The organism is Burkholderia sp. Bp9015, from assembly GCF_003853505.1.
In the GTDB taxonomy this organism is placed as follows: domain Bacteria; phylum Pseudomonadota; class Gammaproteobacteria; order Burkholderiales; family Burkholderiaceae; genus Burkholderia.
In genome coordinates this window covers 116,988-132,808 of the sequence record NZ_QTPZ01000016.1, presented here as the reverse complement: position 1 = coordinate 132,808, position 15,821 = coordinate 116,988, and the positions used below count along the sequence as shown (strand labels likewise).

General features: G+C 68.7%; 14 protein-coding genes and 1 tRNA gene. 5 read left to right on the top strand and 10 right to left on the bottom strand.

Annotated elements, in window-relative coordinates; all coding sequences use genetic code 11:
* Nucleotides 1-23: 23 nt before the first annotated feature.
* From DIE12_RS18970 to fdxA, 4 genes are all read right to left on the bottom strand, one after another.
* Nucleotides 24-929: an AraC family transcriptional regulator gene (locus DIE12_RS18970; RefSeq protein ID WP_124521383.1), complete on the bottom strand. Its 906-nt coding sequence runs from the start codon at nucleotides 927-929 to the stop codon at nucleotides 24-26.
* 61 nt (nucleotides 930-990) lie between these two features.
* Nucleotides 991-1,476, bottom strand: coding sequence for a CreA family protein (locus DIE12_RS18965; RefSeq protein WP_044844793.1), 486 nt, complete (start codon nucleotides 1,474-1,476; stop codon nucleotides 991-993).
* A 107-nt stretch (nucleotides 1,477-1,583) separates the two neighbouring features.
* Nucleotides 1,584-1,659 (bottom strand) — tRNA-Asn (locus tag DIE12_RS18960).
* 105 nt (nucleotides 1,660-1,764) lie between these two features.
* A complete protein-coding gene (gene fdxA, locus DIE12_RS18955; RefSeq protein WP_011351384.1) occupies nucleotides 1,765-2,088 on the bottom strand; it encodes a ferredoxin FdxA in 324 nt (107 codons plus the stop codon).
* Nucleotides 2,089-2,371: 283 nt separating this feature from the next.
* On the opposite strand from fdxA, the gene pncB reads away from it, so the two are divergent.
* From pncB to DIE12_RS18925, 5 genes are all read left to right on the top strand, one after another.
* Complete coding sequence (pncB, locus tag DIE12_RS18945) at nucleotides 2,372-3,568, top strand: nicotinate phosphoribosyltransferase (protein ID WP_124521381.1); 1,197 nt, start codon at nucleotides 2,372-2,374, stop codon at nucleotides 3,566-3,568.
* Nucleotides 3,569-3,657: 89 nt separating this feature from the next.
* Entirely contained in the window at nucleotides 3,658-4,320 is a 663-nt protein-coding gene (locus tag DIE12_RS18940) for a lactate utilization protein C (RefSeq protein WP_059523763.1), read from the top strand.
* A 52-nt stretch (nucleotides 4,321-4,372) separates the two neighbouring features.
* A complete protein-coding gene (locus DIE12_RS18935; protein WP_124487471.1) occupies nucleotides 4,373-5,803 on the top strand; it encodes a sodium:proton antiporter in 1,431 nt (476 codons plus the stop codon).
* 81 nt (nucleotides 5,804-5,884) lie between these two features.
* On the top strand, nucleotides 5,885-6,874 hold the full coding sequence (locus DIE12_RS18930; protein WP_124487470.1) for a D-glycerate dehydrogenase: 990 nt from the start codon (nucleotides 5,885-5,887) through the stop codon (nucleotides 6,872-6,874).
* Entirely contained in the window at nucleotides 6,871-8,349 is a 1,479-nt protein-coding gene (locus tag DIE12_RS18925) for a DNA recombination protein RmuC (RefSeq protein WP_124487469.1), read from the top strand. The genes DIE12_RS18930 and DIE12_RS18925 overlap by 4 nt, the downstream gene beginning before the upstream one ends.
* 102 nt (nucleotides 8,350-8,451) lie before the next feature.
* Here DIE12_RS18925 and DIE12_RS18920 read toward each other — a convergent pair whose 3' ends face one another.
* The 6 genes from DIE12_RS18920 to DIE12_RS18895 form a co-directional block, all read right to left on the bottom strand.
* On the bottom strand, nucleotides 8,452-8,937 hold the full coding sequence (locus tag DIE12_RS18920; RefSeq protein ID WP_124487468.1) for a GNAT family N-acetyltransferase: 486 nt from the start codon (nucleotides 8,935-8,937) through the stop codon (nucleotides 8,452-8,454).
* A complete protein-coding gene (locus DIE12_RS18915) occupies nucleotides 8,934-9,209 on the bottom strand; it encodes a hypothetical protein (protein ID WP_006476519.1) in 276 nt (91 codons plus the stop codon). Before DIE12_RS18915 ends, DIE12_RS18920 begins: the two co-directional genes overlap by 4 nt.
* Before the next feature lie 37 nt (nucleotides 9,210-9,246).
* Nucleotides 9,247-10,536: a gephyrin-like molybdotransferase Glp gene (glp, locus tag DIE12_RS18910; RefSeq protein WP_124521379.1), complete on the bottom strand. Its 1,290-nt coding sequence runs from the start codon at nucleotides 10,534-10,536 to the stop codon at nucleotides 9,247-9,249.
* Between the two features lie 105 nt (nucleotides 10,537-10,641).
* Nucleotides 10,642-11,259: a molybdenum cofactor guanylyltransferase MobA gene (mobA, locus tag DIE12_RS18905; RefSeq protein ID WP_124487466.1), complete on the bottom strand. Its 618-nt coding sequence runs from the start codon at nucleotides 11,257-11,259 to the stop codon at nucleotides 10,642-10,644.
* Between the two features lie 28 nt (nucleotides 11,260-11,287).
* Complete coding sequence (gene moaA, locus DIE12_RS18900; protein WP_124521377.1) at nucleotides 11,288-12,400, bottom strand: GTP 3',8-cyclase MoaA; 1,113 nt, start codon at nucleotides 12,398-12,400, stop codon at nucleotides 11,288-11,290.
* Nucleotides 12,401-12,531: 131 nt separating this feature from the next.
* Nucleotides 12,532-15,711: an Rne/Rng family ribonuclease gene (locus DIE12_RS18895; RefSeq protein WP_124521376.1), complete on the bottom strand. Its 3,180-nt coding sequence runs from the start codon at nucleotides 15,709-15,711 to the stop codon at nucleotides 12,532-12,534.
* Between the last annotated feature and the right edge of the window lie 110 nt (nucleotides 15,712-15,821).

Sequence of the window (15,821 nt, the reverse complement as noted above, 5' to 3'; positions counted from 1 at the left end):
GTCGTCGAATGCAGGGAAGGGCGTCAGCGCGCCTGCCAGCGTCCGGGCGGTACGCCGAACATTCGTTTGAAATGCCGCGTGAAGTGACTCTGGTCGACGAAGCCGCTGGCCGCGGCGACATCGGCGATCGGCACGCCCGCGCGCAACGGCGCAAGCGCGCGCTGCAGCCGCAGCTGGTTGCGCCACGCATGTGGCGGCATCCCGGTCGTGCGCGTGAACAGGCGCGCCGCGTGAAACGGCGACAGGCCGGCGGCCTGCGCGACGTCGTCGAGCGTGACCGTGCCCGTGAGATCGGCGGCGAGCCGTTCGCGCATCGCGTCGACGCGCGGTTCGTCGGCCGCGAGCGCCGCCGGTTGCAGCCGCGCGTCGGCATGGCGCGCGATCAGTGTCGACAGCGCATCGAGCATCGCCGTTTCGGCGGCGAGCGGATCGTAGACGCGCGGTGCCGCGGCGGCCGGATCATTGGCGGCCGGCTGCTCGTGGGGGTGGAACGGCGGCATGCGTTCGCTGCCGGCCTCCATCATCCGGTGGGCCAGCGCGAGCCGTGCCGCGAGATCGGTGTCGCGGATCACGTCGGACGGGAACCATGGCGCATCCTGCGGCCGCCCCGCGATCGCGCTCGCGAGTGAGCGAATGTAGTCGACCGGCACGTAGCTCACGCGATAGCACCAGCCTTCGTCGGTCGCGCGCGAGCCGGTGTGCACTTCGCCGGGATTGATCACGGGCACGGTGCCCGTTTCGGCGACATGGCCGCTGCCGCGACAGGTGTAGCGCTCCGCCCCCTCGAGGATCACGGGGATCGTGTACGCGTCGTGCCAGTGCGGCGCGAACGTGTGGTCGCGATAGGTGGCGGTGAGCAGATCCGCGTCCGGCAGCAGCGGCGTGCGCCAGTAACGTGCGGAGTCCGGAAGAAGGCGGGGGGCGGACATGGTCGGGCGCGAGGGCGGTCGAATCGACAGTGTAGCGCTCGCGCGCCCGGCCGGCGCGGGCTTACTTGACCGGAATCGTCGTGCCGGCCGGCATCGGCACGGCGGTCACGGCGTTCTTCGGGCTGCCGCTGACGATGCGGTCGCTGTAGGTCAGGTAGACGAGCGTGTTGCGCTTCTTGTCGACCACGCGCACGACGTGCAGCGTCTTGAAGATGAACGACATCCGTTCGCTGAACACGTCGGTCTGCTGCTTGAGCGGCTCCTTGAAGCTGAGCGGGCCGACTTGCCGGCACGCGATCGACGCTTCGCTCGGATCCTCGGCGACGCCGAGCGTGCCCTTGATCCCGCCGGTGCGCGCCCGCGACACGTAGCAGGTGACGCCCGTCACGAGCGGATCGTCGTACGCTTCGACGACCACGCGGTCGGAGCCCGTCACGCGGAAATGGGTGTTGACGCTGCCGACTTCCTCCGCGTGCGCGAGCGGCGCGGTGGCAAAGGCGGAGAGCAGAAGGGCGAGCGACGCGGCGGAAAGGAGGCGGTGCTTCATCGACGGAACCGGATGCGAATGCGGGACAGAAACTCTAGCATGCGCGGCGGTGACCGGCGGGCGCCGGAAAAACAAAAGGCCCGTCGAATGACGGGCCTTTCGCTGTCTGGCTCCCCGACCTGGGCTCGAACCAGGGACCTACGGATTAACAGTCCGGCGCTCTACCGACTGAGCTATCGGGGAACAAACAACAACAGCAGAGAAACGAGATTGTATGGAGTGTTCGCTAACCTGTCAACACTTTTGAGCGGCGGCGCACCAAAAAATTTTTGCAGCGCCGCTGCGCGATCAACGCTCGAGCAGGTGCAGCTTGTCCTGCACGTCCTTCCACTCGTCCGCGTCGGCCGGTGCCGGCTTGGTCTTCGTGATCGACGGCCAGTCCTTCGCCAGCTCGGCGTTCAGCGCGGTGAACTGCTGCTGGTCGCCCGGAACGTCTTCTTCGGCATAGATCGCATTGGTCGGGCACTCGGCGACGCACACGGCGCAGTCGATGCACTCGTCCGGATCGATGGCGAGAAAGTTGGGACCTTCACGGAAGCAATCCACCGGGCACACATCCACGCAATCCGTGTATTTGCACTTGATGCAGCCTTCGGTCACAACGTGAGTCATTAAAACGCTCCTGCTTGGCGGTATATATGGGGTGGCGTGTGCGCCAAAAGCGGCATTGTAACTGAAGCGCAAAACCCGCATGGCGTGGTCGGCTTTCCGGCTTATATCGTTTCGTGATTAGTTTATGGGGCTGGCGGCGGGCGCGGCGCGTGCGGCCGCGCGCCCGGCGCGTCGGGCAGGGCGGTTTCACGATGGTCGGGCCCGCATTCGGGTAACATGGCCGACAGACCGGGCGGCGCGCGGTGCGCCGGGGCCCTGTCACGATATTGGCGGTGCCGTAAACATGATCATCACTTCGCTGCTCGACACGGATCTCTACAAGTTCACGATGATGCAGGTCGTCCTGCATCACTTTCCTGCCGCAAACGTCGAGTACCGGTTCCGGTGTCGCACGCCCGGCGTCGATCTCGTGCCGTACATCGACGAGATCCGCGACGAGGTGCGCGGCCTGTGTGCGCTGCGCTTCACCGACGACGAACTCGACTACCTGCGGCGCATGCGCTTCATCAAGAGCGACTTCGTCGACTTCCTCGCGCTGTTCCACCTGAACGAGAAGTACATCTCGATCACGCCTTCGCCGAAGGGCAACGGCGAGATCGACATCGTGATCGAAGGGCCGTGGCTGCACACGATCCTGTTCGAGATCCCGGTGCTCGCGATCGTCAACGAGGTCTATTTCCGCAACACGCAGCGCGAGCCCGACTATCGCGAAGGCCGCGAGCGGCTGGGCGAGAAGATCAAGCTGCTCGGCGCGAAGCCCGAGTTCGCCGACTGCAAGATCGCCGACTACGGCACGCGCCGGCGCTTCTCGAAGGTCTGGCACGAAGAGGTCGCGCTGACGCTGCGCGACGGGCTCGGACCGCAGTTCGCGGGCACGAGCAACGTGTTCTACGCGATGAAGCACGGCCTGACGCCGCTCGGCACGATGGCGCACGAATACCTGCAGGCCTGCCAGGCGCTCGGCCCGCGGCTGCGCGATTCGCAGACCTACGGTTTCGAGATGTGGGCGAAGGAGTATCGCGGCGACCTCGGGATCGCGCTGTCGGACGTCTACGGGATGGACGCGTTCCTGAACGACTTCGACATGTACTTCTGCAAGCTGTTCGACGGCGCGCGCCACGATTCAGGCGATCCGTTCGAGTGGGGCGAGCGCATGCTGCGCCACTACGAGGCGAACCGCTGCGATCCGCGCACCAAGGTGCTCGTGTTCTCCGACGCGCTCGACATTCCGAAGGTCATGCAGCTGTACGAACGGTTCCGCGGCCGCTGCAAGCTCGCGTTCGGCGTCGGCACCAACCTCACGAACGATCTCGGTTACGTGCCGCTGCAGATCGTGATCAAGATGGTCCGCTGCAATGGGCAGCCGGTCGCGAAGCTGTCGGATACGCCGGGCAAGAGCATGTGCGACGACAAGGCGTATCTCGCGTACCTGCGCCAGGTGTTCGGCATCGCGCAGCCGGCCGACGACGCCGCATCGTAGCAAGCGTCGGCCGTCCGGCGAGGTGCGTCGCGGCGGGGGCGGCCGGTATAATCCGACGGTATCGCACGCCAACGTCACGAGGACCGTTCATGGACACTTCCGCTGCCCGTCGCCAGATCCTCGCACGCATTCGCGCGGCGCAAGGACGCGCGCCCGAACCCGATGCAGCGGAGCGCGACGGCGTCGCCGACTATCTCGCCCGCCATCCCGAGGGGCCGCGGCCGCCGATGCCGGCCGACCTCGTCGCCGCATTCGTCGATGAAGCGGCGCGCCTGTCGACGACGGTCGACGAAGTCGCGACGCTGGCCGACGCGCCCGCCGCCGCTGCCCGCTATCTTTCCGCTCACGGCTTGCCGATGCAGGCCGTCGCATGGCGCACGCTGGCCGAGCTCGACTGGGCCGGCGCCGGCCTGTCGGTCGAATGCCGCAAGCCGCGCGACGGCGATCTCGTCGGCCTCACCGGCTGCTTTTGCGCCACCGCCGAAACGGGCTCGCTGGTGCTGCTGTCCGGCCCCGACACCTATGCATCGGCCGGGCTGCTGCCGGAAACCCACATCGCGATCGTGCCGGCGTCGCGGATCGTCGCGGGCCATGAAGACGCATTCGCGCTGATTCGCGCGGAGCGCGGCGAATTGCCGCGCGCGGTCAATTTCGTATCGGGCCCGTCGCGCACCGGCGATATCGAGCAGACCATCGTGCTGGGCGCACACGGCCCGTACCGCGTTCACGCGATCGTCGTGCGCGGTGCATGACGATCGCGTCCGCTCGATCCTCACTCGACTCACTCGCACAAGGAAGTTCTGCATGAAACGACATGCCGCCTGGGCGGGCATGGCGTCGGGAGCCGCGCTTGGCGCCGTTCCCGCGCTCGCATCGGCCGCCACGCTCGACGGTGCCGCGCTGTCCGCACTCTGGGGCATCCCGTTCGCCGGGATCCTGCTGTCCATCGCGGTGTTCCCGCTCGTCGCGCCGGTGTTCTGGCATCACCACTTCGGCAAGATCGCCGCGGCATGGGCGATCGCGTTTCTGGTCCCGTTCGCGGTCGCGTTCGGCGCGGGCACGGCGTTCGGAACGCTGGTGCACGCGCTGCTCGAGGAGTACATCCCGTTCATCGTGCTGCTGACCGCACTGTATACGGTCGCCGGCGGCATTTGCGTCAACGGCAATCTGCACGGCACGCCGAAGCTGAACACCGCGATCCTCGCGCTCGGCACGCTGCTCGCGAGCGTGATGGGCACGACGGGCGCCGCGATGCTGCTGATCCGGCCGCTGCTGCGCGCGAACGACAATCGCAAGCACGTCGTGCACGTCGTGATCTTCTTCATCTTCCTCGTCGCGAACGCGGGCGGCTCGCTGTCGCCGCTCGGCGATCCGCCGCTGTTCCTCGGCTTCCTGAACGGCGTGAGCTTCTTCTGGACGACCACGCATCTCGCGCTGCCGATGCTGTTCATCTGCGCGGTGCTGCTGACGCTGTTCTTCGTGCTCGATACGTACTTCTACCGGAAGGGCGGCGAGGAGCGGCCGGTCGTGCTCGACCCGACACCTGACGATGGCGCGCTGTCGATCGACGGCAAGGTCAACTTCGTGCTGCTCGCGGCCGTGATCGGCCTCGTGCTGATGAGCGGCATCTGGAAGCCGGGCATCACGTTCGACGTGTGGGGCACGCACGTCGCGCTGCAGAATCTCGTGCGCGACGTCGCGCTGGTTGTCGTGGCACTCGCGTCGCTTGCGCTGACGCCGCGCTCCGCGCGCGAAGGCAACGCGTTCAACTGGGCGCCGATCGAGGAGGTCGCGAAGCTGTTCGCGGGAATCTTCGTGACGATCGCGCCGGTGATCGTGATCCTGCGCGCGGGGGCGGACGGTGCGTTCGCGCAGATCGTCCATCTCGTGACGGGGTCGGACGGCAAGCCGATCGATGCGATGTACTTCTGGGCCACCGGCCTGTTGTCGTCGTTCCTCGACAACGCGCCGACCTACCTCGTGTTCTTCAACCTCGCGGGCGGCGACGCGCAAGCGCTGATGACGGCGGGCGCGACGACGCTCGCCGCGATCTCCGCGGGAGCGGTGTTCATGGGCGCGAACAGCTACATCGGCAACGCGCCGAACTTCATGGTGAAGGCGATCGCGGAATCGCGCGGCGTGAAGATGCCGAGCTTCTTCGCGTATCTCGGCTGGGCGTTCGCCATACTGGTACCTGTATTCCTGCTGACGTCGTGGATCTTCTTCACGGCGTAGGCTGACGATTTTCAACCAAGCGCGGACGGTTCGGGCGGCGCGCGATGCGCCGCGTTCCGGCCGCGGCATGCGGAGATGGCGATGCAGAAGATCCTGGTCGCACGTCCGATCTTTCCGGACGTGATCGAACGGCTCGAGCAGTATTTCGAAGTCGACTGGAACAACGGCGACGCGCTCGCCCCCGATGCGCTCGCCGCGCGTCTCGCGGACAAGGACGGTGCGCTGACGGCGGGCGACCCGGTCGGGGCGGCTGCGCTCGCGGCGGCGCCGCGCCTGCGCGTCGTGTCGAACATGGCGGTCGGCTACAACAACTTCGACATGACCGCATTCAACGCGGCGAACGTGCTCGGCACCAACACGCCCGACGTGCTGAACGAGTCGACCGCGGATTTCGGCTGGGCGCTGATGATGGCCGCCGCGCGCCGGATCGCCGAATCCGAGCACTGGCTGCGCGCCGGGCACTGGCAGAAGTGGGCGTACGACGGTTTCCTCGGCGGCGACATTTACGGCTCGACGCTGGGCGTCATCGGCATGGGGCGCATCGGCCAGGCGCTCGCACGCCGCGCGCGCGGCTTCGGGATGCAGGTGATCTATCACAACCGGTCGCGGGTCGCGCCCGAGATCGAGGCCGAGCTGAACGCCGAATACGTGTCGAAGGATGCGCTGCTCACGCGCGCCGATCACGTCGTGCTGGTGCTGCCGTACACGAAGGAGAACCATCATACGATCGGCGCGGCCGAACTCGCGAAGATGAAGCCCACCGCGACGCTGACCAACATCGCGCGCGGCGGCATCGTCGATGACGCGGCGCTGGCCGCCGCGCTGCGCGACGGGACGATCGCCGCGGCCGGCCTCGACGTGTTTGAAGGCGAGCCGAGCGTGCACCCGGCGCTGCTCGAGGTGCCGAACGTCGTGCTGACGCCGCATATCGCGAGCGCGACCGAAAAGACGCGCCGCGCGATGGCGAACCTCGCGGCCGACAACCTGATCGCCGCGCTGGGCGAAGGGCCGCGCGCGGGGCAGCCGCCGAATCCGATCAACCCTGACGTGATCGGGAAGCCGCGCGCATGACGACGATGTTGTTGCTGGCGGCGGTCGTCGTGCTGGCCGTCGCGCTGGCGGTGGCGATCGTCGCGATCGTGCGCGGCGGCGGCCGCCACGACGACGCGGCCGTGCTCGGCGACCAGATCGAGGACGCCGCGCACGCGCAGGCGCTTGCGGTCGAGCGGCTCGAACGCGAGCTGCGCGGCGAGATCGTCGAGAACGCGCGTGGTTCGCGCACCGAATTGGCCGGCAGTTTCTCGCAGCTTCAGCAGACGCTCGCGACGCAGCTGACGAGCATCGCGACCGTGCAGAACAACCAGATCGACGGTTTCGCGCAACAGCTCGGCAAGCTGGTCGCGGGCAACGCGCAGCAGTTCGACGCGATGCGCGAGAGCGTGCAGCGCCAGGCGCAGCAGGCGCGCGAAGAGCAGACGGTCGCGCTGCGTCTGTTCGGCGACACGCTGAACCGGCAGCTCACACAGCTGACCGAGGCCAACGATCGCCGGATCGGCGAAGTGCGTGCGACGCTCGAACAGCGATTGAAGGAAATCGAGACGAACAACGCGGCGAAGCTCGAGGAGATGCGCCGCACCGTCGACGAGAAGCTGCATGCGACGCTGGAGCAGCGGCTCGGCGAATCGTTCAAGCTCGTTTCGGACCGGCTCGAGCAGGTGCACCGCGGGCTCGGCGAGATGCAGACGCTCGCGGCCGGCGTCGGCGACCTGAAGAAGGTGCTGACCAACGTGAAGACGCGCGGCACCTGGGGCGAGGTGCAGCTCGAGGCGTTGCTCGAGCAGATGCTCACGCCCGACCAGTATGCGAAGAACGTCGCGACGGTGCCGAAGAGCAGCGAACGCGTCGAGTTCGCGATCCGGCTGCCGGGACGCGACGCGGGCACGCGCGACGCGCCGCCGGTGTGGCTGCCGATCGACGCGAAGTTTCCGCGTGAGGACTACGAGCGCCTGATCGATGCGCAGGAGCGTGCCGATTCGGTGGCGGTCGAGGAGGCGGCCCGTGCGCTCGAGGCGCGCGTGCGGATGGAGGCGCGCACGATCGCCGAGAAGTACGTCGCGCCCCCGCATACGACCGATTTCGCGCTGCTGTTCCTGCCGACCGAGGGGCTTTATGCGGAGATCCTGCGCCGCCCGGGGCTGACCGACCTGCTGCAGCGCGACTATCGCGTGACGGTGGCCGGGCCGACCACACTGACCGCGTTGCTGAACAGCCTGCAGATGGGCTTCCGCACGCTCGCGATCGAGCAGCGCTCGAGCGAGGTATGGCAGGTGCTCGGTGCGGTGAAGACCGAATTCGGCAAGTTTGGCGACGTGCTCGCACGCACGAAGGCGCAGCTCGAGACGGTCACGCGTTCGATCGAGGCCGCCGAGCAGCGCACCCGTGTGATGAACCGCAAGCTGAAACAGGTCGAGGCGTTGCCGGGCGAGACGGCGGCCGGGCTGCTCGGCGCGGAAGCCGCCGACGGCGCCGATGCGGACGACGCATGACGCATCCCGCATGATGCACGCAGCCGAAACCGGCTGGAACGAAGACGGGCGCCGCGGCGCCCGTTTTCCTTTGACACGGCGACCGGCGTAGCCGGCGCGCGTTCAGCGTGCGGCGAGCGCGTCCAGTGCGTCGCCGGTGACGCGCACGATGCGCCACTCCGGCAGCACGGTCGCGCCCATCTTCTCGTAGAAGTCGATCGCCGGCTGGTTCCAGTCGAGCACCGACCATTCGAAGCGAGCGCAGCGGCGCTCGACGGCGAGTGCCGCGAGGTGCTGCAGCATCGCGGTGCCGAGGCCGGTGCCTCGCTGCGACGGCTGCACGTACAGATCCTCGAGATACAGCCCGCGCCGGCCGAGGAACGTCGAATAGTTGTGGAAGAACAGCGCATACGCGACGATCGCGCCGTCGCGCTCGGCCACCAGCGCTTCGGCGGCGGGGCGTTCGCCGAACAGCGCGTCGGCCAGGTCGGCGTCGCTCGCGACGAACAGGTGCGTGAGCTTTTCGAACTCGGCCAGCTCGCGCATCAGCGCGAGGATCGCGCCAACGTCGCGCGTTTCGGCCGCGCGGATCAGCGGTGTGCCGCTCACGCTTCCTCCGGCGGATCGGACAGCACGATCTCGATGCCGCCGAAGCGCGACGCGACCCAGTTGTACGCGTGGCAGGCGATCCACAGCAGCACGAAACCGAGGATCGCGTTCAGCAGCAGCGCGCTCAGGATCGTGCTCAGTTCGACCATCCCGTAACGGATGTACGCGACCAGGATGCCGAGCAGCACGATCGGCACGCTGAACGTCAGGTAGACGAGGATCAGTGCCTTCGCGGTCTGCCCCGCGGCGATCGACGAGATTTGTTTCTTCATGTGCGGATTGCCCCCGTAGAAATATACCGATTGGAATTCAGATCAGGCCGTCGAGCGGCAGGATGTCGACCGGGGCGCCCGCGTCGACTGCCGCGGAATCGTGGCCCAGGACGATGAAACAGTTGGCGGCCGCAAGGCCGCTCAGCGATGCGGAACTCTGCGAACCGGCCGGCGCGACGTGCCACTGGCCGTCGGCGGCGCGCGTCGCGATCGCACGCAGGTATTCGGTACGGCCCGGACGCTTTTTCAGCGCCTGCGTGCTGCGTGCCGTGTACATCGTCGGCGGCGGCGTGTGCGCGCCGGCCAGCGTCAGCAGTGCGGGGCGCACGATCGCGTAGAACGTCACGGCGGAGGCGACCGGATTGCCGGGCAGCCCGAAGAACAGCACGCGGCCGTCGCCCGCACGCGCGAGCGTGCCGCACGCGAGCGGCCGGCCGGGCCTCAGCGCGAGGCTCGCGAAGGTCACGTCGCCGAGCCGCGCCATCACGTCGCGCGTGAAATCGGCTTCGCCGACCGATACGCCGCCGGACGTGATCACCGCGTCGGCCTGTGCGGCGATCGCATCGTGCAATGCGCGTTCGAGCGCGGCCGGATCGTCGCGGACGATCCCGAGATCGAGTGCGTCGATGTGCAGCCTTTCGAGCATCGCGACCAGCATCCCGCGATTGCTGTCGTACAGCGTGCCGCGGCCGAGCGGCTCGCCGGGTTCGCGCAGTTCGTCGCCGGTCGAGAACACGGCGACGCGCACGCGGCGGCGCACCGTGACTTCGCGCAATCCGAACGATGCGAGCAGGCCGAGATCGGACGGGCGCAGGATGCGGCCGGCGGCAAGCGCGCAGGCGCCGCGCGCGAGATCCTCCCCGGCCCGGCGGCAGTTCGCGCCGCGCGCGACCTCGTGTGCGGCGAAGCGGATGACGTCGCCGTCGACGCGCACGCGTTCCTGCAGAATGACCGTGTCGCATCCGGCCGGCATCGCCGCGCCGGTCATGATGCGGATGCACGTGCCGGGCACCACGGCCCCATCGAACGGATGGCCGGCGAGTGCCGTGCCGGCGACCGTCAGCGCGATGTCGGCGGCCGCTGCCAGCGCGACTGCGCTGCCGTCGAATGCGTAGCCGTCCATCGCCGAGTTGTCGTATGCGGGAATGTCGAACGGCGCATTCACGTCGGCCGCGAGCACGCGGTCGAGGGCGTCATGCAGCGGTACCGTTTCGCACGCGTCGACCGGCACCGCGAACCGACACGCGAGCGCCTGCGCATCGGCGAGCGACAGCGGGGCCGCGGAATCGGGTGCGGTTCGGGAGGCGGGCGAGGATTGCGTGATCATCAGTCGGACTGCGCCGCGAGGCGTATCGGGTTCGTGGCCGGTGGCGCGCGGAGGGCGCCGAAGCGCGAAGGCGCATGCGGCGGGCGGGAAGGGATGCCGGTGCCGTCAGCGGCGGGCAAGCGCGGCAAGTTCCTGCCAGGAATTGGCATTGTAAAACGCACGCTCGTCGCGAAACTCGACTTCGACCGTCTTGTGGCGTGCGTACCACGCACGCACCTTGCGCTCGCCGGCCGCGAGCCTGGCCGCGAGATCGTCGGCGAGCGACGCGCGCAGCAGCGCGAAGGTCGGCTGCGGCGAACGCGCGTGGTGCGCGTCGACGGTCACCGCCATCGCGATGTCGGCCTGCTGCGCGTCGAGCGCCGCGTGCAGCCGCGCGACGAGGTCGGCCGGCAAATAGGGCGTATCGCACGGCGAGCACACGACGAGCGGTGCGCGCGCCGCGCGCATGCCGGCGAGCAGGCCCGCGAGCGGGCCGGGGAAATCGGGGGTTTCGTCCGGTACGATGCGCGCATCGAACGGCGCACCGAGTTCGGCGTAGCGCGCGGCGTTGCGATTCGCGCTGATCAGCGTCTCGTCGACCTGCGGCGCGAGCCGGCGCAGCACGTGCAGCGCGAGCGGCGTACCGTCGAGCAGCTGCAGGCCCTTGTCTGCGCCGTCCATGCGCGTCGCGCGCCCGCCCGCGAGCAGCAGGCCGGTGATGGAAGGCGAGGCGGAAGCGGACATCGCGGGAAAGCGGGGCGGGCGGCGCGGGTCAGCCGCCGATGTACGACATTTCGACGCGCTTGCCGGCGCCGTCGGGCGCGGCGTCGGCGGCCGCGCTGCCGCGCAGCTGCGAGTAGCGGTCGGTGCGGGCCTGCCAGATCCGGGCGATCGCGGTCGCGATCTCGGCGTCGCTCGCGCCGCCGCGCACCAGTGCGCGCAGATCATGGCCGGTCGACGCGAACAGGCACAGGTACAGCTTGCCTTCGGTCGACAGCCGCGCGCGCGTGCAGTCGCCGCAGAATGCCTGCGTGACGCTCGAGATCACGCCGATTTCGCCGCTGCCGTCCGCATAGCCCCAGCGCTGCGCGGTTTCCGCCGCCGTGTGCGGCTCGAGCGGAACGAGCGGGAACTGCTCGGCGATCCGCGCGACGACGTCCGCGGACGGCAGCACTTCGGTCATGTTCCAGCCGTTCGACGTGCCGACGTCCATGTATTCGATGAAGCGCAGGATCACGCCGGTGCCGCGGAAGCGCTCGGCCATCGGCAGGATCTCGCCGTCGTTGGTGCCGCGCTTCACGACCATGTTGACCTTGACCGGCGCGAGGCCCGCGGCCTGCGCGGCGAAGATGCCGTCGAGCACGTCGGCGCTCGCGAAGTCGGCATCGTTCATGCGCTTGAACAGCGTGTCGTCGAGCGCGTCGAGGCTGACCGTCACGCGTGTGAGGCCGGCATCCTTCAGCGTGCGCGCCTTGCGCGCGAGCAGTGAGCCGTTGGTGGTCAGCGTCAGGTCGAGCGGGCGGCCGTCGTGGGTCGTCAGGCGCGCGAGGCGCTCGATCAGGAACTCGAGGTTCTTGCGCAGCAGCGGCTCGCCGCCGGTGATCCGGATCTTTTCGACGCCGTGTGCGACGAACAGCCGTGCCACGCGCTCGATCTCTTCGTGCGTGAGCAGGGCGCTGTGCGGCAGGAACGGGTAGTCCTTGTCGAACACGTCCCGCGGCATGCAGTACACGCAACGGAAGTTGCAGCGATCCGTCACCGAGATGCGCAGGTCGCGGAGCGGCCTGGCGAACGTGTCGGCCAGGGCGCCGTCAGGGGTATGCGCGACGCCGGAGATATCCGGCATCCCGCTGACGTCGGCGAGGGGAATGATGCGTCGGGACATGTTGAAAGAAGTGCGAGCCAGTCTTCTATTTTAGCCGCAAGCGGCCGGCCGGGCCGGTGGGCGGAAACCCGCAGCGCGGACATGAAAAAGCCCGCCGGAGGCGGGCTTTTCCTGGTCGGGCGATGCGCCGCTTAATGGTGCGACGTCTCGACCTGCTGCATCGGGGTCGTATCGACCGGCGGCAGCGCCTTGCGCTCGCGCGGCACGCGGGCCGGACGCGGCAGGCGCGACGCGGCTTCCTGGGCAGCGCGGAACTTGTCGGCATCCGTGTTCACCCACACGAGGCCGGCTTGTTCCAGCACGACGTCGAGGCTCGCCGAAGCGGGCGCAGCGGCCGGTTGAACCGGCGCCGGCGCGGGCGCGGCAACGGCTTCGACCGGAGCCGGTTGGACCTGAGCCGGTTCGACGGCTGCCGGCGCGACCGGTGCTGGGGCGACCGGTGCCGGAGCGACTTCAACCGCGGCGACCGGTGCCGGTGCGGCTTGCTCGACGGGCGCGAACTGCGGCGCTTCGACGGCAGCCGGCACTTCGAACGCATCGGTCGGCGACACCGCGACCGGTGCCGGGCCGGCTTCCGGAGCAGCGGCCGGCGCGACCGGTACCGATTCGGCGACCGGTGCGACCGGGGCGGGCTCGATCGGCGCGACCGGCGTCGCTTCGACGCGAACCGGTGCCGGTTGCGGCTCGACCACGGCCGGCTCGACCGCTTCGGCACGCTGTTCGGCTGCGGCCTCGGCTGCGGCCTCGGCTACCACGGCGCCCGCTGCGGCGACCGCTGCCACGGCGACCGGTGCGGCCGTATGGGCCGGCTCGAACGCGCTCGGGGCTTCCGTCGTCACAGCTTGCACGGCTTCGCCGTCCGCGCCTTGCTCGGCGTGGTCGACGACTGCGCCTTCGTCCTCGCGCTCGCGACGACCGCCGCGGCGACCGCGGCGGCGGCGACGACGTTCCTCGCCGTCACGTGCGCCGGCTTCCGCGTCGGCTGCGACATCGGCGCCCGGCAGGGCGACGGCTGCGGCCTGGTCGGCTTCCGCTTCCGGATGGTTCTCGCCACGGGTGACGGTTTCGAGCGTAGCAGCGTGTTGCGTCGGCTTGCGGCGCTCACCGCGCTCGCGACGTTCGCCGCGTTCCTGGCGCTCGCCGCGGCCGGCTGCCTCGACGGCTTCCGGCTGCTCGGTGCGCTCGCGCGGTTCGCGGTTCTCGCGCGGTTCGCGCGGCTCACGGCTTTCACGCGGCTCGCGCGGTTCGCGGCCTTCGCGCGGGCCACGGCCCTCGCGACCTTCGCGGCCCTCACGACCTTCACGGCTTTCGCGCGGCTCGCGGCCTTCACGCGGTTCGCGACCCTCGCGCGGTTCACGCGACTCGCGCGCTTCCTTGCCTTCGCGTTCCTGGCGTTGCGACTGGCCACGGCCTGCCGCTGCCTGGTCGCGACCACCCTGAGCCTGCTGGGCGCCGCCACGACGATTGCGGTTGCGATCGCCGCCGCGCTGCTCGGTCTTCTCGGTCCGCTCGCGGGCCGGACGGGCAGCCTGTTCCTTTGCCGGTGCCGGTGCAACCGGCGCGGGCGCCGGGGCCGGCGACATGCCGAACAGACCCTTCAGCCAGCCGATGAAGCCGCCGCTCGCCGCGGCGACCGGTGCGGGTGCCGCAACCGGCTCGACCGGGCGCTGCGGTGCCGGGCTCGGCGCCGGACGCTCGGGCGTGATGCCCTTGACCGCCGCTTCCTGCTTCGGCTTCACGTCGGCCGCGCGCTTGCTGTAGCCGGTTTCCGACTCCAGTTCGCGGGCGGCTTCCTCGGCCATCTTCCAGGACGCGCGCGGATCGTCGAGGCGCGCGTCGTCATGGCGCAGGCGCTCGAGCTTGTAATGCGGCGTATCGAGGTGCTTGTTCGGGATCAGCACGATGCCGACCTTGAAGCGCGACTCGATCTTGTTGATTTCCTGACGCTTTTCGTTGAGCAGGAAGGCGGTCACCTCGACCGGCACCTGGCAATGGATCGCCGCGGTGTTTTCCTTCATCGCTTCTTCCTGAATGATCCGCAGGACCTGCAGCGCGGACGATTCGGTATCGCGGATGTGGCCCGTGCCGTTACAGCGCGGGCACGTCACGTGGCTGCCTTCCGACAGGGCCGGGCGCAGGCGCTGGCGCGACAGTTCCATCAGGCCGAAGCGGGAGATCTTGCCCATCTGCACGCGCGCACGGTCGTGCTTGAGCGCGTCCTTCAGGCGTTGCTCGACCTCGCGCTGGCTCTTCGCCGACTCCATGTCGATGAAGTCGATGACGATCAGGCCGCCGAGGTCGCGCAGGCGCAGCTGGCGGGCCACTTCGTCGGCCGCCTCGAGGTTCGTGCGGGTCGCCGTTTCCTCGATGTCCGCGCCCTTGGTCGCACGCGCCGAGTTCACGTCGATCGCGACGAGCGCCTCGGTGTGGTCGATCACGATCGCGCCGCCCGACGGCAGCGGCACCGTGCGCGAGTACGCGGTCTCGATCTGGTGCTCGATCTGGAAGCGGGAGAAGAGCGGCACGTCGTCGTGGTAGCGCTTCACCTTCGACACGTTGTCCGGCATCACGATGTCCATGAACGCACGGGCCTGATCGTAGATCTCGGTCGTGTCGATCAGGATTTCGCCGATGTCGGGCTGGAAATAGTCCCGGATCGCGCGGATCACGAGGCTCGATTCCAGATAGATCAGCATCGGCTGGCCGGCATTGCCGCTTTGCGACGCCGCTTCGATCGCGCGCCACAGCTGCAGCAGGTAGTTCAGGTCCCACTGCAGTTCCTCGGCGCTGCGGCCGATGCCCGCGGTGCGGGCGATCATGCTCATGCCGTCCGGAATCTGCAGCTGCGCCATGGTTTCGCGCAGTTCCTGACGCTCGTCGCCTTCGATCCGGCGCGACACGCCGCCGCCGCGCGGATTGTTCGGCATCAGCACGAGGTAGCGGCCGGCGAGCGAGATGAAGGTCGTGAGGGCGGCGCCCTTGTTGCCGCGCTCTTCCTTCTCGACCTGGACGATCAACTCCTGGCCTTCGCGCAGGGCATCCTGGATGCGCGCGGAGCGCATGTCGATGCCTTCCTTGAAGTACTGGCGGGCGACTTCCTTGAACGGCAGGAAGCCGTGGCGGTCTTCGCCGTAGTTGACGAAGCACGCTTCGAGCGACGGCTCGATGCGCGTGATGACACCTTTGTAGATATTGCCTTTGCGCTGTTCGCGCCCGGCTGTCTCGATGTCGATGTCGATGAGCTTTTGCCCATCGACGATGGCGACGCGCAGCTCCTCCTGCTGCGTCGCATTGAACAGCATGCGTTTCATGAACGACTCCAGGCGGCTCTGCTGCCGGCGCCTCGCGGTTGTCAGTCGCGAGGGCGGGAACGACGGCAGGCCGCACCTTGTTGTGTTGTCACAAGCACGCTGGAGCGGGA